The sequence below is a fragment of the Sphingobium sp. TKS genome, assembly GCF_001563265.1.
Lineage (GTDB): Bacteria > Pseudomonadota > Alphaproteobacteria > Sphingomonadales > Sphingomonadaceae > Sphingobium.
In genome coordinates, this window is the sequence record NZ_CP005084.1 from 682,211 (window position 1) to 707,354 (window position 25,144).

28 protein-coding genes are annotated in these 25,144 nt (G+C 63.8%); 18 read left to right on the plus strand and 10 right to left on the minus strand.

Translation table 11 applies throughout. The features are described 5' to 3' along the window. The first annotated feature begins 1 nt into the window (after position 1). From K426_RS23875 to K426_RS23885, 3 genes are read left to right on the plus strand one after another with little or no spacing between them, the layout of a single operon-like run. The gene (locus tag K426_RS23875) at positions 2 to 556 is read left to right on the plus strand and encodes a VOC family protein (protein ID WP_226869702.1); all 555 of its coding nucleotides are present in this window, start codon (positions 2 to 4) and stop codon (positions 554 to 556) included. 15 nt (positions 557 to 571) lie between these two features. Further along, positions 572 to 1,411 carry an alpha/beta fold hydrolase gene (locus K426_RS23880; RefSeq protein ID WP_226869703.1) on the plus strand — a complete coding sequence of 280 codons (840 nt, stop codon included), beginning with the start codon at positions 572 to 574 and terminating at the stop codon, positions 1,409 to 1,411. Then, the gene (locus K426_RS23885) at positions 1,408 to 2,163 is read left to right on the plus strand and encodes an SDR family NAD(P)-dependent oxidoreductase (protein ID WP_066563013.1); all 756 of its coding nucleotides are present in this window, start codon (positions 1,408 to 1,410) and stop codon (positions 2,161 to 2,163) included. The genes K426_RS23880 and K426_RS23885 overlap by 4 nt, the downstream gene beginning before the upstream one ends. 22 nt (positions 2,164 to 2,185) lie before the next feature. Here the strand turns inward: K426_RS23885 and K426_RS23890 are convergent, their stop codons facing one another. Together K426_RS23890 and K426_RS23895 are read right to left on the minus strand one after the other, a co-directional pair. After that, positions 2,186 to 3,244, minus strand: coding sequence for a hypothetical protein (locus tag K426_RS23890; RefSeq protein ID WP_066563014.1), 1,059 nt, complete (start codon positions 3,242 to 3,244; stop codon positions 2,186 to 2,188). An 87-nt stretch (positions 3,245 to 3,331) separates the two neighbouring features. Further along, positions 3,332 to 3,856, minus strand: a complete 525-nt coding sequence (locus tag K426_RS23895) for an ester cyclase (RefSeq protein ID WP_066563017.1) — start codon at positions 3,854 to 3,856, stop codon at positions 3,332 to 3,334. 155 nt (positions 3,857 to 4,011) lie between these two features. On the opposite strand from K426_RS23895, the gene K426_RS23900 reads away from it, so the two are divergent. From K426_RS23900 to K426_RS23920, 5 genes are all read left to right on the plus strand, one after another. Continuing rightward, the gene (locus K426_RS23900) at positions 4,012 to 4,467 is read left to right on the plus strand and encodes a nuclear transport factor 2 family protein (RefSeq protein WP_066563020.1); all 456 of its coding nucleotides are present in this window, start codon (positions 4,012 to 4,014) and stop codon (positions 4,465 to 4,467) included. 43 nt (positions 4,468 to 4,510) lie between these two features. Further along, positions 4,511 to 6,850: a membrane-bound PQQ-dependent dehydrogenase, glucose/quinate/shikimate family gene (locus K426_RS23905; protein WP_066563022.1), complete on the plus strand. Its 2,340-nt coding sequence runs from the start codon at positions 4,511 to 4,513 to the stop codon at positions 6,848 to 6,850. Between the two features lie 134 nt (positions 6,851 to 6,984). Next, positions 6,985 to 7,428, plus strand: a complete 444-nt coding sequence (locus K426_RS23910) for a nuclear transport factor 2 family protein (RefSeq protein ID WP_172451733.1) — start codon at positions 6,985 to 6,987, stop codon at positions 7,426 to 7,428. Beyond that, complete coding sequence (locus tag K426_RS23915) at positions 7,421 to 8,422, plus strand: NADP-dependent oxidoreductase (protein ID WP_066563024.1); 1,002 nt, start codon at positions 7,421 to 7,423, stop codon at positions 8,420 to 8,422. Before K426_RS23910 ends, K426_RS23915 begins: the two co-directional genes overlap by 8 nt. 22 nt (positions 8,423 to 8,444) lie before the next feature. Beyond that, a complete protein-coding gene (locus K426_RS23920) occupies positions 8,445 to 9,170 on the plus strand; it encodes an SDR family oxidoreductase (RefSeq protein WP_066563026.1) in 726 nt (241 codons plus the stop codon). 30 nt (positions 9,171 to 9,200) lie between these two features. Here the strand turns inward: K426_RS23920 and K426_RS23925 are convergent, their stop codons facing one another. Next, a complete protein-coding gene (locus K426_RS23925) occupies positions 9,201 to 10,313 on the minus strand; it encodes an oxidoreductase (RefSeq protein WP_066563918.1) in 1,113 nt (370 codons plus the stop codon). Between the two features lie 151 nt (positions 10,314 to 10,464). Then, positions 10,465 to 10,671 carry a ferredoxin gene (locus K426_RS23930; protein ID WP_066563029.1) on the minus strand — a complete coding sequence of 69 codons (207 nt, stop codon included), beginning with the start codon at positions 10,669 to 10,671 and terminating at the stop codon, positions 10,465 to 10,467. Between the two features lie 99 nt (positions 10,672 to 10,770). Here K426_RS23930 and K426_RS23935 point away from each other — a divergent pair, with 99 nt between their 5' ends. The 9 genes from K426_RS23935 (at position 10,771) to K426_RS23975 (ending at position 18,834) form a co-directional block, all read left to right on the plus strand. Further along, positions 10,771 to 12,156 carry an aromatic ring-hydroxylating dioxygenase subunit alpha gene (locus tag K426_RS23935; RefSeq protein WP_066563031.1) on the plus strand — a complete coding sequence of 462 codons (1,386 nt, stop codon included), beginning with the start codon at positions 10,771 to 10,773 and terminating at the stop codon, positions 12,154 to 12,156. Positions 12,157 to 12,184: 28 nt separating this feature from the next. Next, complete coding sequence (locus K426_RS23940) at positions 12,185 to 12,760, plus strand: aromatic-ring-hydroxylating dioxygenase subunit beta (RefSeq protein ID WP_066563033.1); 576 nt, start codon at positions 12,185 to 12,187, stop codon at positions 12,758 to 12,760. Between the two features lie 14 nt (positions 12,761 to 12,774). Further along, a complete protein-coding gene (locus tag K426_RS23945; protein WP_066563038.1) occupies positions 12,775 to 13,944 on the plus strand; it encodes an NAD(P)/FAD-dependent oxidoreductase in 1,170 nt (389 codons plus the stop codon). Then, a complete protein-coding gene (locus K426_RS23950) occupies positions 13,941 to 14,753 on the plus strand; it encodes an SDR family NAD(P)-dependent oxidoreductase (RefSeq protein WP_066563040.1) in 813 nt (270 codons plus the stop codon). Before K426_RS23945 ends, K426_RS23950 begins: the two co-directional genes overlap by 4 nt. Then, positions 14,750 to 15,382, plus strand: a complete 633-nt coding sequence (locus K426_RS23955) for a TetR/AcrR family transcriptional regulator (RefSeq protein WP_066563041.1) — start codon at positions 14,750 to 14,752, stop codon at positions 15,380 to 15,382. The genes K426_RS23950 and K426_RS23955 overlap by 4 nt, the downstream gene beginning before the upstream one ends. A gap of 4 nt (positions 15,383 to 15,386) precedes the next feature. Further along, positions 15,387 to 16,613 carry an acyl-CoA dehydrogenase family protein gene (locus tag K426_RS23960; RefSeq protein WP_206377303.1) on the plus strand — a complete coding sequence of 409 codons (1,227 nt, stop codon included), beginning with the start codon at positions 15,387 to 15,389 and terminating at the stop codon, positions 16,611 to 16,613. Between the two features lie 101 nt (positions 16,614 to 16,714). Further along, positions 16,715 to 17,635 carry a quinone oxidoreductase family protein gene (locus tag K426_RS23965; protein ID WP_066563045.1) on the plus strand — a complete coding sequence of 307 codons (921 nt, stop codon included), beginning with the start codon at positions 16,715 to 16,717 and terminating at the stop codon, positions 17,633 to 17,635. Next, positions 17,610 to 18,224 carry a gamma carbonic anhydrase family protein gene (locus K426_RS23970; protein WP_237230095.1) on the plus strand — a complete coding sequence of 205 codons (615 nt, stop codon included), beginning with the start codon at positions 17,610 to 17,612 and terminating at the stop codon, positions 18,222 to 18,224. Before K426_RS23965 ends, K426_RS23970 begins: the two co-directional genes overlap by 26 nt. Positions 18,225 to 18,234: 10 nt before the next feature. After that, positions 18,235 to 18,834: a malonic semialdehyde reductase gene (locus K426_RS23975; protein ID WP_066563049.1), complete on the plus strand. Its 600-nt coding sequence runs from the start codon at positions 18,235 to 18,237 to the stop codon at positions 18,832 to 18,834. A 44-nt stretch (positions 18,835 to 18,878) separates the two neighbouring features. Here K426_RS23975 and K426_RS23980 read toward each other — a convergent pair whose 3' ends face one another. The 3 genes from K426_RS23980 to K426_RS23990 all read right to left on the minus strand — a co-directional run bounded on the left by K426_RS23980 (position 18,879) and on the right by K426_RS23990 (position 22,092). Continuing rightward, positions 18,879 to 20,102 (minus strand): cytochrome P450, encoded by a 1,224-nt coding sequence (locus tag K426_RS23980; RefSeq protein WP_066563051.1) that lies wholly within the window; start codon positions 20,100 to 20,102, stop codon positions 18,879 to 18,881. An 80-nt stretch (positions 20,103 to 20,182) separates the two neighbouring features. After that, a complete protein-coding gene (locus K426_RS23985) occupies positions 20,183 to 21,346 on the minus strand; it encodes an acyl-CoA dehydrogenase family protein (RefSeq protein ID WP_066563055.1) in 1,164 nt (387 codons plus the stop codon). Between the two features lie 2 nt (positions 21,347 to 21,348). Then, complete coding sequence (locus K426_RS23990) at positions 21,349 to 22,092, minus strand: GntR family transcriptional regulator (protein ID WP_066563056.1); 744 nt, start codon at positions 22,090 to 22,092, stop codon at positions 21,349 to 21,351. A gap of 175 nt (positions 22,093 to 22,267) precedes the next feature. Here K426_RS23990 and K426_RS23995 point away from each other — a divergent pair, with 175 nt between their 5' ends. After that, the gene (locus K426_RS23995; RefSeq protein WP_066563057.1) at positions 22,268 to 22,624 is read left to right on the plus strand and encodes a hypothetical protein; all 357 of its coding nucleotides are present in this window, start codon (positions 22,268 to 22,270) and stop codon (positions 22,622 to 22,624) included. Between the two features lie 55 nt (positions 22,625 to 22,679). Here the strand turns inward: K426_RS23995 and K426_RS24000 are convergent, their stop codons facing one another. Genes K426_RS24000 through K426_RS24010 form a run of 3 tightly spaced genes read right to left on the minus strand, consistent with a single transcriptional unit; the run spans position 22,680 to position 25,025 of the window. Beyond that, positions 22,680 to 23,387: a TetR/AcrR family transcriptional regulator gene (locus K426_RS24000; protein WP_066563063.1), complete on the minus strand. Its 708-nt coding sequence runs from the start codon at positions 23,385 to 23,387 to the stop codon at positions 22,680 to 22,682. A 7-nt stretch (positions 23,388 to 23,394) separates the two neighbouring features. Next, complete coding sequence (locus K426_RS24005) at positions 23,395 to 23,760, minus strand: hypothetical protein (RefSeq protein WP_066563922.1); 366 nt, start codon at positions 23,758 to 23,760, stop codon at positions 23,395 to 23,397. Between the two features lie 14 nt (positions 23,761 to 23,774). Further along, on the minus strand, positions 23,775 to 25,025 hold the full coding sequence (locus tag K426_RS24010; RefSeq protein WP_206377302.1) for an acyl-CoA dehydrogenase family protein: 1,251 nt from the start codon (positions 25,023 to 25,025) through the stop codon (positions 23,775 to 23,777). Between the last annotated feature and the right edge of the window lie 119 nt (positions 25,026 to 25,144).

A 25,144-nucleotide genomic window follows, 5' to 3' on the forward strand; every position in this document is an offset into this window, starting at 1 on the left:
AATGCCTAGCGGACCTTTTGCCCATGTATGCATGGTCGTCAGCAATCTGGAAAAGGCGATCGAAGACTGGACCAAAATCCTGCGCGTGCTCGATCCGGCATCGCTGGAAGAACGTCTTGTCAAATATGATGAATTTTCCAGCGGTGCCGATGCGGGCATGAAGTGGGCGACGTTCGTCAACAATGGCGGCACGGAAATCCAGTTCATTCAGCCGGCCCCCGGCACGCCCATGGGCGATCGCCTCGAAAAGGTCGGCGAGCATGTCCATCATCTTTGCTATGCCACCGACGACGTGCCGGGCGCGATGGAGAAATTGCGCGCCGAAGGGCTGCACCTGCCCGGCGGCGGTCAGACCTTCAACGATCCGGACATGACATGGCAGAAGTGGAGCTGGGTCGGCCATAAGAGTACCCATGGCTGCCTGATCGAGGTCGCCTCGCCCTATGAGAGCCGCAACGACGGCAAGTGGCACCACGCGCCGGGCAAATTCGCCTATAAGGGCCCCGGCGAACACCCGTCTTTCGCGGAAATGGTGCCGCCGGTGGCCGCCGGGTAAATGCATGGCTCCGGCATGACGCCCCCCACACAGATAAGCCTGCCGGGTGACGGGCTGGAGATGGTCGCGGACGCCTATGGCGACCCGGCCGCTCCGCCTGTCTGCTTCTTCCATGGCGGCGGCCAAAGCCGTCGTTCCTGGGCGGGTTCGGCCCGGCGAGTGGCGCAAGCCGGCTATTATGGCCTGACCTTCGATCTGCGGGGCCATGGCGACAGTGGCTGGGCCAGCGACGGCGACTATCTGCTGGAAGCTTATGGCCGCGATGTCGAAGCCATCATCCATGCCCTCGGCAGGCCGATCGCCCTGGTGGGGGCTTCGCGCGGCGGGCAATCGGCGCTGGTGGGCGGGTCGCGCCACGCCGATCTGGTGCGCCTCATCATGCTGGCCGACGTCGCGCCCTATATGGTCGATACGGGGGTGGAGGACATTCGCGGCTTCTTCCGCGCCAGCGATTCCGGTTTCGCGTCGCTGGAGGAAGCGGCCGATGCGCTGCACGCCCATCTTGGCCAGCCCCGCCTGCCAGACGTTTCCGGCCTCGCCAAATCGATGCGCGAGGAAGATGGACGCCTGTTCTGGCACTGGGACCCGCGCACGACGGCGCCGGAATTTCTTCATCCCCCCTCGGAAGGGGAAGCGCTCATTGCCGCGGCCCGGCGCGTAAAATCACCGCTTGTCCTTGTGAAGGCGGAACTGAGCGAGATCGTTTCGGACGAGAGCGTCAGGCAGTTTCGGGCACTGGCCCCGCAACTGGAGATCGAGATCGCCCATGGTGTCGGCCACATGTTCACCGGCGACCGCAATGATGCCTTTGCCGATCGCCTGCTCCACCATCTGGCTCATCATTTGCCGTTATGATGAAGGGCGCGGCCTTCGTCGTCGGTGGCACCGGCGGCCTTGGCAGCGCGATCTGCCGACGGCTGTCGACCGAATGGGATCATCTAACCATCGGCTACCGGTCCAGCCGTGAAAAGGCGCTGGCGGTCGCGGCGTCTCTGCCCAATAGTTCTTGTGAGACGCTGTCCGTTACCTGCGATCTTTCCGATCGCGCCTCGATAGAGACCGGCATTCGCGAGACGGTCGAGCAATTCGGCGCCATCGGCACGATGGTCTTCGCCAGCGGGGTCGAAATAGCCCAGCCCTTCGTCAGCCAGATCAGCGAAGACCAATGGCGCGAAGTCATCGAGATCGAACTGGTCGGCTTCACCCGCATCGTATCCGCCACGCTTCCTCATTTCCGCGCTCAAGGCTTCGGCAATTTCGTTACCGTCGTTTCGGTCGCGAACTACTGCTTCCCACCCGGCGACGCCCTCTCCTCCGTACCCAAGGCGGGGATGGAAGCCCTGGGCCGCGCGATCGCCAAGGAGGAAGGCCGCTACGGCATCAGGGCGAATATGGTCGCTCCGGGAATCATCGATGCCGGCTTGGGCGCCGACTTCCTGAGATCGCTTTATTCGCCTGAAATCTGGGAAGCACAGCGCAAACGCATTGCCCTGCAACGCTTCGGCAGCGGCGAGGATATCGCCGAAGCCGTGGCCTTTCTGGCCTCGGAAAGGGCGCAATATATGACCGGCCAGACCTTGATCGTCGATGGGGGCTTCAGCCTCTAAAAGTCGGCGGTAAGGGTTCCGCTCAGCCCAGCAGGCGCTGCGCCGCCACGCCATCGCCCCAATTATGGATGCGCTCCCAGAAGCGGACGCGGGTGGGCGCGAAATTGTGCATATGCGCCATGCGGGGACACACGAAGAGTTGAATGTCTTCCGCGCTCTTATAGGCTCTGGGTTCGGCTAAAGGGTCTGGCACGACATCGCGTTCGCCCATGGCGATCAGCACAGGCACGCGTATGGCGGCCGCTTCCAGCGCCACCGCGCCCGGCGCGACCATATATACACCGCATGGGGGCGTGGTCGCCGAACGCCATTCGGGCAGCGGATCGACCAGCCCTGCGGACGCCATCATGTCGAGCGTGACGATGTCCGCAGGTTCATCATCATGGTGAAAAGACCATTGAAAGGGATGCTCACCTGCCCGTGCCGCCGCCTGAAGCGCCTCGGCGTCGCCCAGCGTCACGCCCGGCGCTTGCGCCAGCGCGGCCGCGTTCAGGACATGCGGCGCGTCGAGCGATGAGCGGCGCGAAATCCAGGGCCATGCGGCCGGAGGCTGTCCCGGCCGGGTCGGCACGACGGTATGGATGCCGCTATAGCCCAGCACGCCGATGCCGTGAAATGTGTCGTGATTGCCCTGCGCCACGATGGTGAAGCATCCGCCCATCGATTGGCCTATGCCAAGGCATGTGGCATCGACGACCGGGGGCAGCCCATCGACGAGGGTGCCCGCTTCCAGCCGTCTCATGACCTGCCGCACCATGGCGTCGTTGGCCGCCGAGACATTATCGAGATTGAGGGCATTGCCTTCGGCGATGGTCGACTCGCCAAATCCCAGATGGTCGCAGGTGACGAAAATCCATCCGCGGTCGCAATGGAAACCCGCCTGTCCGCCGCCGGACCCATCCGGCATGTCGAAACTGAAATAGCGTCGGCAATAGCCCCCGCCGGGGAAGGCGAAGCAAACGGTCATGCGGTTGGTCAGTGTCGCAAGGTCCGGCAGATGGACCGTGACCGCCATGTGCGCCGCCATGCCGAGGTCCACTGCATCGCTGACATCGATCCTGAGGTCGACAGACCGCTTCATGCCCTTATCTTCCCTTTCCGGCCGAATTCCAGACCAGCCCCCTTCATCGATCCGGCGCGCCCTCGCCGCGCCGGATCGGCCTGTTGGTCACTTATAGGGATCGACGGGCTGGGGAACGTCGATGACTTCCAGATCCTTCAGCATCGTCAGCACGTCGGAGATCGAATAGATGTGATCGATCTTGTCGCCGCGGAATCGCAGCCACGAGAACCACAGCACGTTCAACTCGTTCCCGGTCGGCTGGACACCCATATAGGGACCGCCGGTATGCTTGCCATGATGGTGACAAAGGACGCAGATCTCGTCCTCGCCGCGGCCCCAGGCCTTCAGCGTGCGATAGATGCTGGGCGGAAAAGTCGTGTAGAGGCCCTGCGGCGAGGTCTTCCAGACATGATAGGTTCCCAGGTCAGGCCGGTTGGGATTGTCATAGGTCATGCTGTCGGTGTTGAAAAACTGGTCCATGCCGTCCCAGTCGCCGCGGTTGATGACCTCGTGCAGGTCCATCCAGTGATTGACCATGTACGCCTGCCGCTCGGTCAGCCCGGCGGTGATTTCTGCCCGCTTCTCCTTCGACAGGACGAAATCGGCTTCCGTGAACGGGGCGAGGCCCATAATAGTCTCCTTGATTAAAAAACGGTCCACGGGATCGATCCCGGGAGTGACGTTTCATTCCCCTTAGCCGCCGCGCTCGGCACCTACCCAATGGAAGGCGGCGCGCCTTCCGCACTGTGTCAGCAGCCATTCTATAGAATGAAGGAGGAGAGGCCATGACACTGACCCTGCAGGAAATGTCGGACAGGTTCGAGATTCAGGATCTGATCGTGGGCTATTGCTACGCGGTGGATACACGCGACTGGGACGCACTGGACCGCTATTTCACCGAAGACGCCGTGATCGACTATTCGGAAATGGTGGGCGTCGTCGGGGGCCTTGCGGAGATAAAGTCCTTCCTGGCGGAAAGTCTGACGCTGATCCTCGCCTTTCAGCATGCCGTGTCCACCACCCAATATCAGATCGCGGGCGACCGGGCGAAGACCAAAACCGCCTGCTATAATCCGATGACGGTCAGCAACGGCGAAACGGCCGATACGCTGGTCTTCGGCCTCTGGTACCATCATGATTTCGTCCGCACCGGGCAAGGCTGGAAGATCAGCCGACTCTATGAGCAGAAGTGCTACCGGATCAATGTACCGGACTGGCTTGCGGCACAATTGCCTGCCTGATTCTCCCCTCACAGCTTTTGCCGGATTCCAAGGGGGGAGCCTGATGCGCCGCTTTCTGAACATGATTTTCATCCTGTCGATGCTTCTTGCCGGCCTGTCGCTGCTGTGGCTGGGGGGACGGCTCGCCCTGCTCGGCGGGTCAAGCTGGTATTGTGTGTCCGGCCTCATGATGGTGAGTGCGGCCTGTCTCGGCTGGCGCCGTTCGCCCCTCTCGGTCACCCTCTATTGGGCCTTTCTCGCGGCCAATCTCTGCTGGTCGCTTTGGGAGGTCGGACTGGACGGCTGGGCTCTTGCGCCCCGGCTGGCCATGCCGGTCGCCATGGGCCTCTACATGTTCACCCCCTATTACCGGCGGCATGTCGGCCTTGACCGCCCCCTGCCCGGCGCACGCATGCTGTGGCCCGGTCTTCTGCTGCTCCTCGTCGGCGCGATCGGCGCCGCCTTCTGGGCGGATCGTTCGCCGCCGGCGGGCAGCGCTCTGTGGGGCGCGGGACCGGCCCGCGCCGCCGATGGCGACTGGGTGGCCTATGGCAACGACCGGGGCGGATCGCGCTATTCGCCGCTGGCGCAGATCACGCCCGCCAATGTCGGCCATCTGGAAAGGGCATGGACGTACCACACCGGCAAACTCACCGATGGCAAGCAAGGCACGGCCTTTCAGGTCAATCCGCTCAAGGTGGGCAATCGCCTGTTCCTGTGTGCGGGCAATAATGATGTGATCGCGCTCGATCCGGAAACGGGGCGACAATTATGGCGGCACCGGCCCAAGACCGATCTCGCGGGTGTCTATGGCCTCGTCTGCCGCGGCGTCACCTATTATCGCATCCCGCAGGCCCATGGCTATTGCGCCGAGCGCATCTACACCGCGACGCTCGACGCCCGGCTGATCGCGCTCGATGCGGTGACCGGCGGACTTTGCCCCGGATTCGGACAGGGCGGTCAGGTGGATCTGAAGGCGGGACTGGGAACGGTCGACAAGGGCTATTATTTCGTCACCTCGCCCCCCGCCCTCGTGCGCGGCCGCCTCGTTCTGGGCGGCTGGGTGATGGATGGTCAGAAAATCAGGGAGCCTTCCGGCGTCATCCGGGCGTTCGATGCCGTCACGGGCGCTTTTTCCTGGGCCTTCGACATCGGTCGCCCCGACGATCACGGGCTGCCGCCGCGCGGCGGCGTCTTTACGCCGGGCACGCCCAATAGCTGGGCGCCCATGAGCTCGGACGAAGCGCTGGGCCTCGTCTATGTGCCGACAGGGAATGCAACGCCCGATTATTTCGGCGGGCATCGCACCGTCAATGATGACCTCTATTCCAGTGCCGTGCTGGCGCTGGACGCGGAGAGCGGGGCGGTGCGCTGGTCCTTCCAGACGACCCATCATGACCTGTGGGACTATGATGTGCCCGCCCAGCCCACGCTGGTCGATCTTCCCGGCGGCGTGCGCGGCCTGCTCCAGCCGACCAAGCGCGGGGAGATATTCTTCCTCGACCGGGCGACCGGCAAGCCGCTGTTGCCGGTCGAGGAACGCCCAGTCCCGCAGGGCGCCGTTCCCGGCGAACGCCTGTCGAAGACCCAGCCCTATTCGGTCGGCATGCCCAGTTTCGGCGGGCCGCGTCCGGCGGAAAAGAGCATGTGGGGTCTGACGCCGATCGATCAGGCGATGTGCCGCATCCGCTTCCGCCAGGCCCGCTTCGACGGGGACATGACCCCGCTGTCGACTGAGCATCCCACCCTCACCTGGCCCGGCTATCTCGGCGGGATCGACTGGGGTGGGGTATCGGTCGATCCCCGGCGCGGGTTGATGATCGTGAACAACAACCAGGTCGGCAATTACAATCGCCTGATCCCCAGAGCCGTCGCGGACCGACAGGGCATCAGGCCGATGAACGCCGCCCATATGAGCGATGTCGGTGGGCCGGTCGCCCAGATGGGCGTGGCCTATGCCGCCCATATCGCGCCCTTCCTCTCCCCGCTCGCCATTCCGTGCCAGCAGCCCCCCTATGGCCGCATCAACGCGGTGGACCTCAAGACCGGAAAACTGGTCTGGAGCAGGATATTCGGCACCTCGCGCGACAGCGGCCCGCTGGCCCTGCCAACGTTCGTGCCGATTCCCATGGGCGTGCCCAATATCGGCGGGTCGGTGGCTACCGCGAGCGGCGTCACCTTCATCGGCGCGACGCAGGAGCATATGTTCCGCGCCTATGAGACGACGACCGGCCGGCTGCTCTGGAAGGCGCGACTGCCCGCCGGCGGCAATGCCTCTCCCACCACCTACTGGTCGAACGCGAGCGGACGCCAGTTCGTGGTGATCGCGGCGGGCGGACATGGCGCAATGCTGTCAGGTGCGGGCGACGCGTTGATCGCCTACGCACTGCCCAACCGGAAATAGAGGCGGCCGCCCGTTGGTGGCTGGGCCTGCCGAGGCTATAAATCGCCGGAAGATGACAGTCGATCCTATCCTTTGGCGGGCAAGTTTAGCCGGCGCCTCTTTATGTTTTCAGCCGAAACTAGGGGAGGATGAACATGCCCGCACATGGCAGTCTGGTGAGACGCTTGCCCGTCGGCGCCGATGATGAACGTGCGATCGAACATGTGTTGCTGCGCTACGCCACCGGCATCGACACGCGTGACTGGCCGCTGTTCCGGACCTGCTTCGCGCAGGATTGCGAGGCCGATTACGGCAGTTTCGGGCATTGGCGCGGCCCGCGCGAAATCGCCGAATATATGGCCGACGCCCACCGCCATATGGGGCCGACGCTGCACCGGATCACCAATATCGTGATAGAGAAGCGCAACGATGAGGTGCACGCGCGCAGCTATGTCGATGCGCTCCTGCCGGAGGCGACCCAAGGCGGCGTGACCCATCGCGCGGCGGGCTATTATGAGGATTGCCTGGTCCGCACCTCGGACGGATGGAAGATTTCCCGCCGGAAATTCACCATGGTCAAAGCGGGGCTGGATGGCTGATCTCAACCGCCAGGTCCTGTTGACCTCCCGCCCGTCGGGAATCGCGCAGGCGGAAAATTTCGCGATCCGGCAGGCGCCGGTCGAACCGCCTGCGCCGGGTCAGATTCTGGTGCGCAATCACTATCTTTCGATCGAACCGGCGATGCGCGGCTGGATCGCCGATGCGGGCAACTATGCCGCGCCCGTCGCCATCGGTTCGGTCATGCGCAGCCTTGCCGTGGGCGAGGTCGTGGCCTCCGCGCATCCCGACTATGCGGTGGGAGAGCATGTGTCCGGCTGGTTCGGCTGGCAGGACTATGCCTGCCTCGCAGCCGATCAGGTCGTCCAGCGCACCACCGCGCCGGAGATGCGGGCATCGCTCGGCATTCTGGGCATCAACGGCATGACGGCCTATCTGGCCCTTACCCTGATCGGCCAGCCGCGCGCGGGTGAGACCATCGCGGTATCCACGGCGGCCGGCGCGGTCGGTTCGGCCGTCGGCCAGATCGCCCGCATCCTTGGCTGCCGCACGATCGGCATCGCGGGCGGGCCGGTCAAGGCGCGACGCTGCGTGGATGAGTATGGCTATGACTGCGCCATCGATTATCGCGCCGGGAACATAAGCGCGGCGATCGCCGAGCATGCGCCCAAGGGTATCGACATTTATTTCGACAATGTCGCCGGGGCGATCAGCGACTCGGTTCTGCCGCATCTGGCACAGCGCGGGCGCGTCATTGTGTGCGGAACGGCATCGATCGACCGCTGGGAGCCATGGCCCACCGGGCCGCGCGTCGAACGCCATCTTCTGGTCAAACGCGCCCGTATGGAAGGCTTCGTCATCTTCGACCATGCCGATCGCTATGCCGAAGCGACAGCGCAATTGCGGACATGGATCGCGCAGGGCCGGCTCACATGGCGCGAGGATATATTGGACGGCATAGAATCCTGCCCCGACGCGCTCGCTGGTCTCTATCGCGGCGAAAATGACGGCAAGAGGCTGATCCGTCTTATCTGATCTGAAAAGAGGAAGTCACGTCATGGATCATCTGGAAGGGCAGATTGCCATCGTCACCGGCGCATCGTCGGGCATCGGCGCGGCCAGCGCCCGCACGCTTGCGGCAGCGGGCGCGACCCTGGTGCTGGTCGCCCGCCGCGCCGACCGCCTCACCGAACTGGCAGAGGAACTGGGCCGCGGCAGCACGGCCTTTGCCGCCGACATGGCGGACCCGGACGCGCCGCAAAGGCTGCACGATTTCGTCCTCGACCGCTTCGATCGGGCCGACATATTGGTCAACAATGCCGCCATGTTGCACGCCGCGCCGATCGACGCGTTCGACCTCGATCAGTTGCGCCCGATGATCGCGATCAACTATGAAGCGGTGGTGCGCGCCAGCACCCTTTTCGCGCGGACGATGAAGGCGGCCGGCAGGGGCCAGATCATCAACATATCCAGCATCGGCGCGAACATCACCGCCCCCGGTGTGGGTGTCTATGGCGGCCTCAAGCGCGCGCTGGAGGCGTTTACCGACTGCCTGCGGGTCGAACTCGCCGGGTCGGGCGTCAAGGTCGGCATTGTCGCGCCCGGCACGACCAGCACCGAGATTTTCGAGGATATGAAGGCCAGGGGGCAACCGTCCTGGGACAGCTTCATCCCGCCGATGCTGCCCAGCGACATCGCCGACGCCGTCGCGGTCATCGCGCAGCAGTCCGAACGCACCAACATCGCCCGCATCCAGGTCTATGCCGCAGCGGACAGCCATTGACGCCCCGGCCGGAGCCGGAGTGTCCGGCGATCAGTCCAGCGTGGCGTAGGCGTCCAGCCGGAACGGATTGACGTCGCCGCCATTGCGCATCTTGGCCACCCATTGGGCATCCATCAGCAGCGCGCGGCCGACCGCGATCAGGTCGAATTCGCCGCGCACCATCCTGTCGGCCACCAGCGCCAGATTGTCGGTCATGACGGTCGGCTGCGCGAAGGAGGATTGCAAATCCTTGCTAAGGCCCACCCCGCCGACCGCGATGGTCGGTTTACCGGTCAGTTTCCTGACCCAACCCGCCAGCCCCATGTCGGAGCCTTCGAAGGCCGGTGCCGTGAAGATGCGCGTGCTCGCGTCGAATATGTCGACCCCCGCCTCGACCAGGGGAGCCAGCATCGCTTCCAGCTCGCCGGGCGTTTCTGCATTGCGTGCCTCATAATCCTGAAGCTTCCACTGGGAGAAGCGGAAAATGACCGGAAAATCGGGCGCGGTCGCGGCCCGGATCGCCCGCACCAGCTCGACCGCGAAGCGCGCGCGCTCGGCAATCCCGCCGCCCCAGCGATCTTCCCGCATATTGGTATGACGCCACAGGAAACTGTCGATCAGATAGCCATGCGCCCCATGCAGGGCCACGCCGTCGAAACCCACCGCCTTCGCATTGGCCGCGCTGCGGGCGAAGGCGGCGATCAGGTCGCCGATTTCGCTGTCGGTCAGCGGCGCGGTGGGTGCCCGCACCTGTTCCAGATAATCGGGCGGCACGATCGCTTTGTCGGTCGGGCCCCAGATGCCGGACGGACGGGCTGATGGCGCATCGGGATGATAGCCCGTGCCCGGCACGCGAATGACGCCCTGATGCCATAGCTGGGGGATGATGAGGCCGCCAGCGTCATGCACGCCGGCCACGATGTCGCGCCAGCGCGCCAGCGCTTCCTCGCCATGCAGGACGGGCGAAGCGCCGCCGCCCATGGTTTCGCGTCCCACTGCGGCGGGATGGTCGACCCCCACCCCTTCGGTGATGATCAGCCCCACATCGGCTTCGGCCCGCCGCCGATAATAGCCGGCCACCCCTTCCGAGGGGATGCCGCCCGGCGAGAAATTCCGCGTCATCGGCGCCATCACGAACCGATTGCGCAGGTGGAGCGAGCCGATCGTGAACGGTGTATATAAAATCTCGGCCTGCCCCATCAACGCGATCCTCTCATCTGCCTGTCAAACGACCGTGCCGCAGGGAACGAGCGCCAAAAACCTATCGAGCGACAGGATATCCGCCCCCCCGGACCCGCGCATGGTCACGCCGACTTCAGACTTCTTCGATGGCAAGGGCGGACTGCGGACAGGCTTCGGCCCCTTCCCGGGCCAGTTCCTCCAGTCCTTCGGGGACGATCTCGTCGTCCACATACACGATACCATTGGCATCGAGCTTGTAAATTTGGGGGCATATCTCGGCGCAAACGCCATAGCCACAACAGGCCGCCTTATCGATCACAACTTTCAGTTTCTGGCTCATCCAGCCTCTCCTTCCTCTTTAAGCGACATTACACCTTGAACAGATTTAGTTCAATATGTATAACACGACTCAATCAAGGAAATCCTCCAGGAGAGCAAGATGCTGCACAATGCCGGGCTGACGCTGAGCGACGGAACGACGCTTGACGACCTCATCGACCGCGACATGAACGAAGTGTCGTTGCGGGTGATGAACGACAAGGAACTCTATGAGCTGGAGATGGAGCGCATCTTCGCGCGCACCTGGCTGCTCCTTGGCCATGAGTCGGAAATTCCCAAGGCGGGCGACTATGTCATGCGCGACATGGCGGAAGATAATGTGATCGTCTCGCGCGACCGCAGCGGCGAAATCCACGTCATGCTGAACGTCTGCCCCCATCGCGGCATGAAGGTCTGCACGGCGGAAGCGGGTAATGCCCACGCCCATCGCTGCATCTATCATGGCTGGGCCTTCCGCGCGGACGGCAGCTTCATCGGCGCGCCGATCGAAAAGGAGCAGATGCACGGCAACAAGCGTTCGAAGGACGAGCTGGGCCTCAAAAAGGCCCGCGTCCATCTCTATGGCGGCCTGATCTTCGCCACCTGGAACAAAGATCTGTCGTTCGAGGATTATCTGGGCGACGCCAAATTCTACCTCGATCAGCTTTTCTGCCGCACCGACAATGGCCTTGAGATGCTTGGCCCCCCCCAGCGCTTCGTGCTGCCGTGCAACTGGAAGATCCCCGGCGAACAATCCGGCTCGGACGGCTTCCACACCCTGACGCTGCACCGTTCGCTGATGGAAGGCGGGATCATGGGCGGCACCGCGGAGTCGATCTACGACACCGCGCCGGGCATGTATGGCGTCGACCTTTCTGTGCCGCAGGGCCACACGCTGCGTTGCCTGGAAGCGGCGCAGACCTTCAAGATGTTCGCAGACGTCAGCTTCGAGGGAAAAACCACGGAAGAACGGCTGCATCTGCTGCCGCCGCCCGGCATCACCAAGGAATTGATCCCTCAGCTGTTCGAGAATCTGTCGGAAGATCAGGTCAAGCAGCTGGCGAACATCCCGCCCCAGGTCGGCGGCATGTTCCCCAACATACTGATCGCCTTCATCTTCGCGCCCCGCACGGATGGCGGCGCTTCGGGCGCCCTGTCGCTGCACACCTATGTCCCCAAGGGGCCGGACAAGGTGGAGTTCGTGAACTTCATCTTCGCGGAAAAGGACGCGCCGGAAGATGTGAAGCGCGACATGCTCCAGAACGCCATCTGGTCGACCGGCACGTCGGGTACGATCGAGCAGGACGACGCCGACACCTGGCCGCAGATCATGCGCAATTCGCGTGGCCATATGAGCAAGACCATCACGCTCAAATATCAGGCGCTGCACGGCCATGAGCGTCCCGAAGGCTGGGTCGGCGGCGGCGATCTCTATCCCGGCTTCACCAAGGACGACACGCAATGGGCCTGGTGGATGGCCTATTATAATCTGATGGCCGAAGCCTGAGCCGCGGCGACGAGAGAGGACAGATATCATGGTGAACTACGCGACCGCCGCCATCGACAAGACCAGCGTCCTGCGCGGTCTTGTCTCCACCAAGCGAGTGCCGCTCGGGTCGGAAGTCTATAACCGCCTGCTCGAAACCCTCTATGACGAAGCCGCCGCGCTCGACGAACGCCGGTTCGACGACTGGGTGGCTTATCTGGAACAGGATTTGAGCTACACCGCTCCCCTCCGCCTCACCCGCAACGGTCCGAACAAGGACCGGGACGTGGTGCGCACGATGAAGCATTTCGACGAGAATTACGGCTCGATCCTGATGCGGACCGGCCGTCTGGCGAAGAGCGCCTGGGCCGAAGATCCGCCGTCGCGCACGCGCCGCTTCGTCACCAATGTCCGCATCGCCGAAAGCGAAACGGCCGGCGAATATGAGGTTGTGAGCTACCTCTATGTCGAGCGCAGCCGCATGGACAATCCGGAGAATGAGACGATCAGCGCCGAACGCCGCGACATCTGGCGGCTGGTCGACGGCGCGTACAAGCTGGCGAGCCGGGAAATCATCGTCGACCAGTCGACGCTCGGCATGTCCAACTTCGCCATCTTCCTCTGACCGGAGCGGCTTCGGTGACGGAAACCCCGCATATCGTGGTCGTCGGCAGCGGCCTTGCCGGCTATGGCGTCCTGCGTGAGCTTCGCAAGCTTGCGCCGGACGCCCGGCTGACGCTGGTCACGCAGGATGACGGGCATTTCTATTCCAAGCCCGCTTTGTCGACCGCGCTCGCCAAGGGCAAGGTTGCCGATACGCTGATCACCACGCCGGCGGAAAAGATGGTCGCGCAGCTGAAGCTCGATCTGCGGGCCGGCCGTATCGTCGAAGCGATCGACCGGCAGGACAAGGCCGTTCTGACCACCGGCGGGCCGATCTTCTACGACCGGCTGGTGCTGGCGATGGGCGCCGATCCGGTCCGGCCGCCGATCGACGGGGACGCCGCGCACCGCGCGCTCGCGGTCAACAATCTCGACAATTATCGCGACTTTCGGGAGGCCTTGCCAGATGGCGCCCGCGTGCTCGTCATGGGCGGGGGCCTTGTCGGCACCGAATTTGCCAACGACCTTTCCGCAAGCGGCTATCAGCCGGTGGTCGTCGACATGCTCGGCCATCCCCTGGCCCAGCTCGTGCCGCCGGGCGTCGGTCAGATGATCCGCGACGCGCTGTCCGAAAAGGGCGTGGAATGGCATCTAGGCCGCAAGGTTCTGGCCATCCATAAGGGCGAAAGCGGAATCAGGGCCGAACTGGACGACGGCTTGGTGATCGAGGCGGCGGCGGTTCTTTCCGCCGTCGGGCTGCGTCCGCATATCCAGCTCGCACAGGAGGCGGGGCTGGAGGTCGCGCGCGGCATCAAGGTCGATCAGACGGGCTGCACCAGCGATCCCGCCATCTATGCGATCGGCGATTGCGCCGAATATCCGCAGGGACTGGCGGCCTATGTGACCCCGATCATGGCCGCCGCCCGCGCCATCGCGCCCAGCGCGCTCGGCACGCCGACGGATATCCGCTTCCCGCCGCTGTCCGTACAGGTCAAGACCACCGCCTATCCCGTCGTCCTGCTGCCCGCGCCCATGGGCGTGGAAGGACAGTGGCAGGAAATCGCCAATGACGAGCGCGGCATCAAATATCATTATCACGACGCGGACGGGGCGATCCGCGGCTATGTTTTCACAAAAGACTATTGCCAGGAACGCATGGACATGGACCGTGCCCTGAGCGAGCAGATGACAGGAGCGGTAGCGTGACGGGATTGGTGAAGGACAAGGTCGCAATCGTCACCGGCGGCGCCAAGGGGCTGGGCTACGGCATTTCCCGCTGCCTTGCAGAGGCAGGCGCGCATCTGCTGATCACCGGCCGGGACGGGGCCGCCGCTGAAACCGTCGCGGCGGAAATCACGCAAAGCTTCGGCGTCCGCGCCGTCGGCATGTCGGCCGACATGGGCGTCAAGACCGAAGTGGAGGCGATGATCGATCGCGCCGTCAGCGAATTTGGCGGGCTGGACATATTGGTCAACAATGCGTCGCAGCTTTCGCCCAATGTGCTGCTGGAGCAGAAAACGGACGAGATGCTTCAGCGGACACTGGAGATCGGCACCTGGGGGAGCTGGTGGGCCATGCGCGCCGCCTTCCCGCATATGAAGGCGCGCGGCGGCGGCTCGATCATCAATTTCTATTCGATCGACGCCCAGACCGGCGCATGGCTTCACGCCGACTATAATATGAACAAGGGCGCGATTCTGGGGCTTACCCGGACCGCGGCGGTCGAATGGGGCCGGTTCAACATCCGCACCAACGCCATCGCGCCGACCGGCATGGGGCAGGTGTTTGCGGACCTAGCCGAAAACGTCCCCGGCTTTCTTGAGATGGCGACCGCCAGCAACCCGCTCAAGCGCGCGGGCGACCCGGAAAAGGATATCGGCCCGGTCGTCCTGTTCCTCGCGTCGGAAATGTCGCGCTTTGTGAATGGCGAGTTGATCAATGTGGATGGCGGTCAGCATCTGCCGGGCTATGTGAGCGTTCCGCACAATCTGGCAGAGATGGAAGCCCAGACATGAAACTGATGCCGCACGCCGACTGGAACGAAATCGTCGCCACCGATCAATCGGGCAGCGTCCAGAAGATCATGGACGGCACGTTGCGCGCGATCAACTCTATTGGCGCGCGCCGCCTGTCGATGAGCGACATCAGCGAGAGCAGCGGCGTCTCGCGCGGCACGCTCTACCGCTATTTCGCCTCCAAGGAGGAAGTGCTGGCGGCCTTCAGCGAATATATCTGCAGCAGCTTCGAAAAGGGCATTGTGGAATCGGGCGAAAGCATTGTTGAGCCGATCGAGCGCTTCCGCGCGGTGATGCGTTTTTACGGCCGCTTCACGATCGAACGCTCGCCCGAAGGCATTTTCGAGGTCGAACCGGCCTTCCATCTCAATTTCCTGCGCAGCCATTTCGGTCGCCATAAGGCCGCGGTCCAGCGTGCGCTGGATCCGGTACTCGACTATTTCGACATGCTCATCGACAGCCGGATCAACCGGGACGCGTTCTGCGACACGATGGTCCGCCTGCAACTGAGCACTCTCATCATTCCCGCCACTCCGGAGTGGCTGGCGATCTGGAACAGCGCGCCCGATCGGTTGTGCGAATGGGCATTGCAGATCGCCGGGCACCATAGCGAACATAAGAAAGGATGAACTGATGGCTACTGCCCCCAAGGTGGATAATGAAATCCAGTGCGGCTTTGCCGAAAAGGCTGTCGCTGACGCGATGGTGGAAAAAGCGCGCGGCTTTCGCGCCTTCCTGCAAAGCGAGGCGCCCGAGGGCGAGAAGCGGCGCAATCCTACCCCCGCCGTGGACAAGATGCTGAAGGAAGAAGGATTCCTGCGTATGCTCCTGCCGCAGCGGCTGGGCGGCATGGGCCTCTCCCCCACGGATTTCTGCCGGGTGCAGATGGAAATCGCCAAGGGCGATCCCGCTATCAGCTGGGTGATCCAGATCGTCAACGGAACGAGCTGGATCACCAGCCTCGCGCCCGATGGCGTGCAGGACGCGGTGTTCGGCGGCAGTCCGCAGTCGGTCTGCGGCGCCTACAACCCTCCCGGCAAGGCGCGCAAGGTCGACGGCGGCTGGATCATCAACGGCAAATGGCCCTATATGTCCGGTTCGCGGCAGTCGAACTGGGCGCAGCAGGGCGTGGTGCTGGAAGGATATGACGGTCCCGTCGTTCCCGGCATCAGCATGTGCTATCTGCCGATGGACAGCATGACCATCGAAGACACATGGTTCGTTTCCGGCATGCAGGGCACCGGGTCCGACACGGCGGTCGCCAAGGATGTTTTCATTCCCGACGCCCAGATGGTGCTCATGGATGAGCGCGCCGGACAGATCGACCGGACGAAGCGCCATTTCGGCGCCCCCTCCGATCTGCTGCCCGCCGTGCCCGTCGTCCGCACCACCGGCATCGCCCAGCTGATCGGCGCGGTTGAGGCCATGCTGGAAATCGTCACCGCCGAGGCCCCCAAGAAGCCGGTGCTGACGACCATCATCGGCCCGCGCACCAGTTCGGGCGCCTATATGCGCGATCTGGGCGAAGCGGCAGCGATGATCGATACCGCCAAGCTGATCCTGTTCGACCTGACCGCCAAGCTGGACCGCGTCGGTCTGGGCGAGGAATTCACCCTTGCGGAGAAGGCGAGGCAGCGTGCAGGCGGCGCGCAGATGATCGAACTGGTTCATGGCGCCAGCGAATCGCTGATGTTCCAGGCCGGGTCCTCTGGCTTTGCGCTGGACAAGCCGATCAACCGCTACTGGCGCGACATTTCGATGGCGCTGCGGCATATCCAGAATATCCCGACCATCGGCTATGAAATCTATGGCCGCAACCTGACCGGCGCCGATCCGATCTCGCCGCCGGGCGCCTATTGAGGTCGATAAGCCATCGAAAGGAGGGTTGCCCGGTCGAAAGAATGGGCAACCCTCCTTCCTCCGCGGCCCGGCCGCATCCATCACGACCATAGGGGAACGCCATGCGGACCGCCCTGATCGACAGCGATGGCGGCTTCGCGCTGGCCGATCATCCCGAGCCAGCCGCCCAGCCCGGCTGTCGCGTCATAGAGGTTGCGGCGGCCGGAATCGGCCCCACCGACCTCATGCGCGCGAAGGGCTTTTTCGGCCCCGTCAGCGCGCCCTATGTGCCGGGCGGCGAGGGTGTCGGGCGCCTGGATGACGGCAGGCGCGTCTATTTCGGCCATAGCAGAGCGCCCTTCGGTGCCATCGCGGAACGCACGCTCGTGGCCGAAGAGGAAATCTGGCCTGCCCCCGACGGCCTTTCGGACGACCAGTTGATCGCCCTCGCCATCTCCGGCACCGGCTCACTGATCCCGCTGGAAGAGGCGCGGATAGCCAGAGGCGAGTCCGTCCTCATTCTCGGCGCGACCGGCCCGGTCGGGCAGATCGGCGCGCAGGTCGCGCGGCTGCTGGGCGCGGGCCGCGTCGTGGCGGCGGCGCGCAGCCGCGAACGGCTGGAGGCCATGCAGGCCGCCGGTCATGCCGATGCGATCGCCCTATTGGGCGAAGGCGATGATGACGCAGCGCTGAAGGCGGTTTCGCAAGGCGGCTATGATGTCGTGCTCGACATCATCTACGGTCCGCCCGCCGAAGCGGCGATGCGCGCCACCCGGCCCGGCGCGCGCATGATGAGCATCGGCGTGCAGGCCGGGCCAACGGTCACGCTGTCCCTGCGCGATCTCGTCTTCCGCAGCCATATCGGCGTCGGCACCGGGCAACGGCCGGCCAGCGAGCGCCGCGCCGCCTATGACCGGCTGATCGACATGGCAATGACCCAGGGCCTGACCGTCGACACATGCCGCTATGCCTTTGCGGATGCGGCCGACGCGTGGGCGGCGCAGGCCGGCAGTCCCCATGGCAAGATCGTCATCACCCGCTGATCGCATGGGAAGCCCCGCTTATATCGACCCCACCGTCCGCATCTTCGGCGATGTGCGGCTGGGCGACGATTGCAGCCTCTGGCCCTATGCCGTCGTCCGTTCCGAACGAGCGCATGTATCGATCGGGCGCTGCGCCAGCGTGCAGGACCATGCGATGGTCCATATCGGATGGGATGATCCCACGATCATCGGCGACTATTGCACTATCGGTCATGGCGCAGTGGTCCATGGCTGCATCATCGAACCCGCCTGCCTGATCGGCATAGGCGCGACCATCATGGAACGGTGCGTCATAGGGCGCGGCTCGATCATTGCCGGACACAGCTTCCTGCCGCCCGACAGCGTGATCCCGCCGCATTCGCTCGTCATGGGTACGCCCGGCCGCGTGGTGCGCCGCATCGACAAGCTGCGCGCGAACATCGTCGACGCGCTGCTCTATCGGGACAATGGGCGCGCCTATGCCACAGGCGGCCATCGCATCTGGGAAAATGCCGACATGGCGAAGCTGGGTGAAGAGGCCGACGCAATCCTTGCGCAGGACGCTGCGGGCTGGAATGACCGGGGCATCGCCCAATCCAACGCAAAATAAGAGAGCGATCATGCCCGACACGCCCGTCTTGACCGAAGATGCCATGCTGGACCTGCTGTTCCGCGACGCCCGCACCCATAATCAATGGAGCGACCGGCCCGTCACCGCTGAGACTGTCCGAACCCTTTACGACCTTGCCAAATGGGGACCGACGACCGCGAACAGCAACCCCGGCCGCTTCGTCTTCCTGCGCTCCGCCGCCGCCAAGGCTCGCCTGAAACCCCATCTGAGCGCGGGCAATGTCGACAAGGTGATGCAGGCGCCCTGCACCGTGATTATCGCGGGCGACACCCGATTTTACGAATTTTACGGCAAGCTTTTCCCGTCGCGTGACATGCGCAGCACGTTCGAGGGCAAGGACGCGCTGATCGCGGACACGGTGGCGCGTTCCTCGACGCTTCAGGGCGCTTATCTCATCATGGCGGCACGGGCGCTCGGGCTCGATTGCGGCCCGATGTCGGGCTTCGATCAGGCGGGCACCGACGCGGAATTTTTCCCGGACGGCCGGTGGAAAAGCAATTTCCTGTGCAATATCGGCTATGGCGATCCGGCAGGACTCTATTCCCGCAACCCCCGGCTTGATTTCGAAGAGGCCTGCCTCGACCTATGATGCGGGGTGAGGCGTCCGCCACAAGGCGAACGCCCTCCCATTTTTCAGCTTGCGGGCGTCCACACCAGCGGCAGTGCGACCGGCTGGATCATCCCCAGATGGCATTCCACCTGATGGCCGGGTGCGATGCGGAAGTCGGGAATGCGCGAGAGAAATTCCTCCATCGCGATCCGCAGCTCGCGCCGCGCCAGATGCATGCCCACACAGGTATGGATGCCGAAACCGAAACCGACATGACGCGGCCGCCGGTCGAGCCGGACCTCGGCAGGCGCGTCGAACTCGGCCGGATCGCGGCCGGCGAGCGTGGTGGACATCGCCACCTTGTCGCCGGGCATGAAGCGGATGCCCGCCACTTCCGTCTCCTTCTTGCATGTTCTGAAGGTGGTGACCGCACCATAGGCCCGCATCAGCTCGTCTATGGCGTGCGGGATTTCCGACGGATTGGAGCGCAGATAGGCCTGATCCTCCGCATGGCTGCCCAGATGCCGGAATTGCAGGCCCATATTGGTCGAAACCGTATCCAGCCCGCCAATGAACAGATTGAACATGAAGCCCAGCAGTTCATCGTCGGTCAGCGCCCGGCCATCGATCCGCCCCTGCACACCGAAGGTGATGAGGTCATTGCGTGGGTTGGCTCGCCTGTCCTCTATCTCCCCACCCAGATAGGCAAGCACGCTGCGCGTCGCCTCGGCAATCTTGGACAGGTCGTGATTGTGGAGCAGGTTCATTTCCCACTCCATGAACTCGCTCACCCGGTCGTGCGGCAGGCCCATCAGTTCCATGAACACCTTGATCGGAAATTCAAAGGCGAATTCGCTCATGAATTCGCACTGGCCGCGTAGGGCGAAGGCGTCGATATATTCCACCGCATAGTGCCGGATCTTGTCTTCCAGCGCCGCCATCGCCTTGGGCGTGAAGGCAGGATTGACCATCTGGCGAAAGGGGCCATGGGCGGGCGGATCGAGCTCCGCTGGGGAATTGATCCAGTTGCCCCCCACCAGCTTGGAGAAAGGCGAAAAGTCGGTCGAGGAAAAATGATCGGTGTCGAGATAAATTTCGCGCAGATGCGCCATGCGCCGCGGCACCCAGGCGCCGGTTCCGCCGGGATAGGCGTGGGCGGCATAGATGATGTCAGGCCCCTCATGCACCTGCATCGCCAGATCGTCGAACGGGTCCTTTGCCGTCGTCATGCCGAAGATGAAGGGAAAATCCTTGCTCACCAGCTCGGGCGGCACATGATCGGGAATCGGCTGCTCCGGAAACATCATCGCACTTACTCTCCTTATATTTTTTGCCGGGAATTTCGGGTGGACATTGGGACACCGTCCACCCGCCAGGCACCTGTCTTTCAGAAGGATCGCGGCAGGCCGAGGCTCTCCGCAATGCCATTGCGCACCATTTCGTTGGTGATGGGGCCAATGCGCCACAGGCGGCTGTCGCGCCAGTAGCGCTGCATGTCGGTTTCCGCCGAATAGCCCATGCCGCCCAATATCTGGATGCCCATATCGGCTGCGGCATTGGCGTTTTCGGACGCCATGAGCTTGAGCATATTGGCCTCGACGCCGACATTCTCGCCCCGGCTCTGCTTGTCGGCGCAGTAATGCAGCATCAGTTCGGTCGTCTTCTGCATGGTCGCGATGTCGGCGATATAATGTTGCAAGCTCTGGAACCGGCCGATGATCCCGCCAAAGGCCTTGCGCTGCTTCATATAGTCGAGCGCGTCTTCCAGCACGCCGTCGATGACGCCCAGGCAGAAGGCGCCTACCATGATGCGCTCATTGTTGAGCGTGGGCAGCAGCATGTACCAGGCCTTGTCCGCTTCACCCAGAACATGCTCGTCCGCGACGAACGCATCCTCGAAATGAACGGAGCAGCTGCCCATCGATCGCATGCCAAGCTTGGCCAGCGGCGTGATCTTCACGCCCTGCGTATTTGTCGGCACCCAGAAGAGGGTCAGGCCCTGATGCTTCTTCTCGACGGTCCTGTCGCTGCGCGCAATCACCAGCAGATAGTCGGCGACATGCGCGGAGGAAGACCAGATCTTCTCGCCATTGAGCTTCCACCCGCCATCGACCCGATCCGCGGTGGTGGCCATCGCGCCCAGCAGGTCCGTGCCGCCGCCCGGCTCGGTAAAGGCGATTGCGGCCTTCAACTGGCCTGTCGCGATCAGTGGCAGATATTTCGCTTTCTGTTCGGCCGACCCATAAAGCCCGATGGATTTGGACCCGGCGAAGCTGGTGATGCCCCATATCCACGCCAGCCCGCCCAGCGACCGGGCCAGTTCCCGCGCCAGTAGCATCTGCATGACGACGTCGCCGCCCTGCCCGCCATAGTCTTCCGATATGCCGACGCCGTGGAAACCCGCTTCGGTGAACTTGTCCCAAAGGGCGAAGGGATAGTGATGCTCGTCCTTCTCCAGTGCGCGCGCCCAGTCCTTGGGCACTTCCTTGTCCACCCAGCGGCGCACCATGTCGCGGAAGGAACGATATTCTTCGGGCAGTTCGAAATCCATTGTCAGTCCTTTTGGTGTTGATCTTGATCGTCGCCCGGCACGGCTTCGCTATCACATAGGGCGATCAGACGCGCCGCCATCCGGTCGAGGCAGGCCAGCACGCCGTCCCGATCACCCTCCAGGAACGCCTGCAATATTGCCTCATGGTGGCGCAGACCGCTTTCGCTCAGAGTTGCAATGCCGTGCAGGAAAATGAAGCGGGCGATCAGCCCGCGCCGGTCCAGCGTCGAGCGCAACAGTTCGCGGCTCTCCGAGGCCTTGATGAAAATGGTATGGAAATCGAGGCTGGCCATGACCGCGGCCATATATTCGCCGCTCTCCACTGCCGCCCGATAGCGCGCGATCGCCCGCTCCAGTGCTACGATCTCCGCCGCGCCGATACGGGGCATGCCCCAGCCATAACCCAGCCGCCACAGTTCGGCCTGCACGCGGATCAGGTCCCGGGTCACGTCAGGGTCGATCGGTGTCGCCCGCTTCAGCCGGTGCGTTTCGACCTCGACCAGCCCCTCCGAGGCCAGCGTGCCCAGCGCCTCCCGAATGGGTGTCGCGCTCACATTCAGATCCTGCGCCAGCGCCGTTTCCCGCAGCAGAGCGCCGGGCGGAATGGCGCCGGACACGATCCTTGACCGCAGCACGGCCGCCACGGCCTGACGCCGCGTCGCCGGGGACTGTAACGGCTCGGCCGAATCGCGCCAATCCGGGGTCAAACCCCAATAGGGTTCGGAATATATGTCCTGCGATTCCATATTCTATAGAATGGAGCAGCGCAGAGCGGTCCGTTCCTCTCCAAGGATAGGGTGTCGTTGGGCCGGGCGCCTGTAGAGCGGCATGATGAAATGTCCCAGATGCAAAACGCCGCAGGAAGGTTATGGAGGGTGGTGCCGCGCATGCGGCCATGCCGGCGGTAACATTCGTCGCGCGATGCTGTGGACGCTGCTGCCCACAGCAATGATCGCGGTCATATTGCTCGTCCGGATCGGCTATGCCGAAATGACGCGGCAGGGCAGCAGCCGCAACATCTACAGCAACGCCATCGAAACCCAGAGTGCGACCGGCCGGAGCGCGGCCTTCGCCAAGCTCATGCATGATGCGGGACAGACATGCACGCGCACGTCCAAGGCTCTGTTCAGGGGCGATATCGGTCCCAATGCCGCCTGGGCGCTGCGGTGCGAGGATAGCGGCGACTGGCTGATCCTGATCGCTTCCAACGGCGCGACGCGCGTGGCCAGTTGCGGTCCGCTGGACAAGGCCGGGACGCCTTGCTGGACCCGGCTCTAGGGCATCGGCCACTCCTGGAGCCAATTCCTCTCCGATTGCATTCGGGGTCCGTCGGTCAGCCCAGCCCCTCCCCACTTCGCCACCAGCCAAGGCCGGGCGCGGCCTGTATCATCACATCCCATGCCCGCACGCTTGCCGCTTCGATGGCGGCAGGGTCCGCCCGAAGCCCGGCGAAGGTGCGTTCAATCATCTCGTCAATATAGGCGCGTGGCTCGACCGATCGGAGCATCAGGCGCCGCCGCGCCTCGATCGTCATGCCGACGATCAGATCCACCGCCACGTCGAGCGACCGGAACGTCATCTGCCCGCCATTCCGCGCGGCATCCAGCGCGTCGCGCACCAGCAGGTCGAACATGCTCGCCCGCGCGAAATAATCGACATAGTCGACGCGGCAGGTAAAACCGCCCCAGCGCGGATCATGCCATCCCCGCGCCATCGCCATGGCCGCGCCGCCGACCGCCCGGACCAGCGGGTCCGTCACATCGTCGAACAGCCTGCGGAAATCGGCGATCAGGTCCGCCGTCATCCGCTCGCCCAGTTCATTCACCGCAGCGTCAAGGGAGTCGAAATATTTGTAGAAACTGCCGCGCGACACGTCCGCGGCGCGGATCACGTCGTCGATCACCAGACTGCCGCTGCCCTGCCCCGGCTGATACAGGTCGAGCACGGCGTCCAGCAACCGCTCACGCATCCGTGCACGCCTGATTGCCGCCGCCGCCGTGCGCGGATCGACAGTGGGGGAAGCAGGCACGGCGTTGGTCATCGCCTCCCTATTGCATCGGGTGGAAATAGCGCGCAAGCAGGCTGCCATCCTCGCCGAATATATAATGTTCGATGCTGTGCACGCTGACAGGATGCCCGTTATAGTCGCCTTCATTGCGGACATAGATGACCGCTTCGTTGCCGCTCACCTTCACATCCTCGACGATCAGCTTCCATCCGACATATTGCCCGCACAGCGCCTCCAGCTTGTCCCAGCCTTCCTGCACCGGGCCGGTGGCCGGGTCCTGCACCTTGAAGCCGCCCGGCGCGATCGCGCGGAACGCCGCAATGAAATCGTCAATACGGCCCTCGCTGAACAGGTCGGCCTGCGTCTTCAGGAATGTCGCCATCTCCTGCGCGGTCGGTTGTGCCATGATATGTCCTCCTGTCATTTCGGTTCCGCCCAGACCGGGGCCGGCGTGATGTCGGGCAGCAGGGCGATATTGGACGGAAGGCCCGTGATCGCCCGGCCGTAAAGCTCCAGCGAAAGCTGACCGTTCAGTGCATTGTGGCGGGTGCCGACGCTCAGGTCGCGCCACATCCGCTGCAAGGGGCTGGAAAGGGCGAAGGCGCCCGGCCCGGCGACATCCATCAGCCGGTTGCCCGCCGCGCGCAGCAATTCCATCGCATAGCCGCAATCGGCCTGGAGCTGCGCCTTGTCAAAGCCCGTGAGCACGCGGCGTTGCGCGGTTTCGTCCAGCATCCCGGCGGCCCGGCGCACATGCAGCCAGGCCGAATCGATCTCCATCGCCGCGCGGCCGGTCATGCCGACCAACGCCTCCGAACCGCTCTGCCCGGCATAGGTCCAGCCCACCACCTGCCGCTTGGGCATCGCCTGCACCACACCTTCGAGCAGCGCCGTCGCCGCGCCCAGCATCGGCGCGAGCACGCCGAGGGGAAATAGCGGCTCCATTGGCCAGCGGTCGCGCGGCTCCAGCCCCTCCATCGCCAGGATCGCCTCGGCGGGCGGCCTGCGCGACGACCAGAGGATCAGTTCCTCCGGCACGAACAAATCCTGCGCGACAATCATGTTGCTGCCGGAGCCGGCCATGCCCGCGACATGCCAGTTGTCCTCGATCGAACAGGCCGCATCGCGCAGGTCCAGAAACGCCAGAGCCTGTTCGGCGCCCCGATCCGTATCGATCATGACGCCGTTCAGCGCCCAGTCGGCATGCAGGCATCCCGATCCATAGCCCCACCGCCCCGAAACGCGATAGCCGCCCGGCACCGCGACCGCTTTGCCAGAAGGCGCGGAGGCGCTGCAAAACAGTTCCTCGCCGGTTCGGAACAGCCGCCCAGTCATGGTCGGCGGCAGTGCGAGCGCGGTCCCGGTGATCCCCGACAAAAGACCATAGGCCCAGGCGGTGCCGACGCAGCCTTTGGCCAGTTCGACCACGGTCTCGATATGGGTGGTCAGCCTGTGTCCGGGGCCGCCCGCGCGCTGGGGCGCCGTGATATGGAACAGGCCGGACGCGCGCAACGCCGCCATCACCGGCGGAACGATCCGCCGCTCGCGTTCGCAGGCGGCGGCATGGTCCTCCAGCAAGGACCGCAGCGATGCGGCGATGCCCACGGGATCAGCGACGAAGGCCACAGGCCGCTTGTCCGCCATGCGCTTTTCCACTGCTTCAGATCGCATCCGAATCACCTCCTCTCATTAGCATTTTCATTTAATGACGTTTTTGTCATTATACGACAAGCACCCCTCCGACATTCTTTTGCCATGTGCCTCCCCATGGGCCGTTTCATTCCGATTTG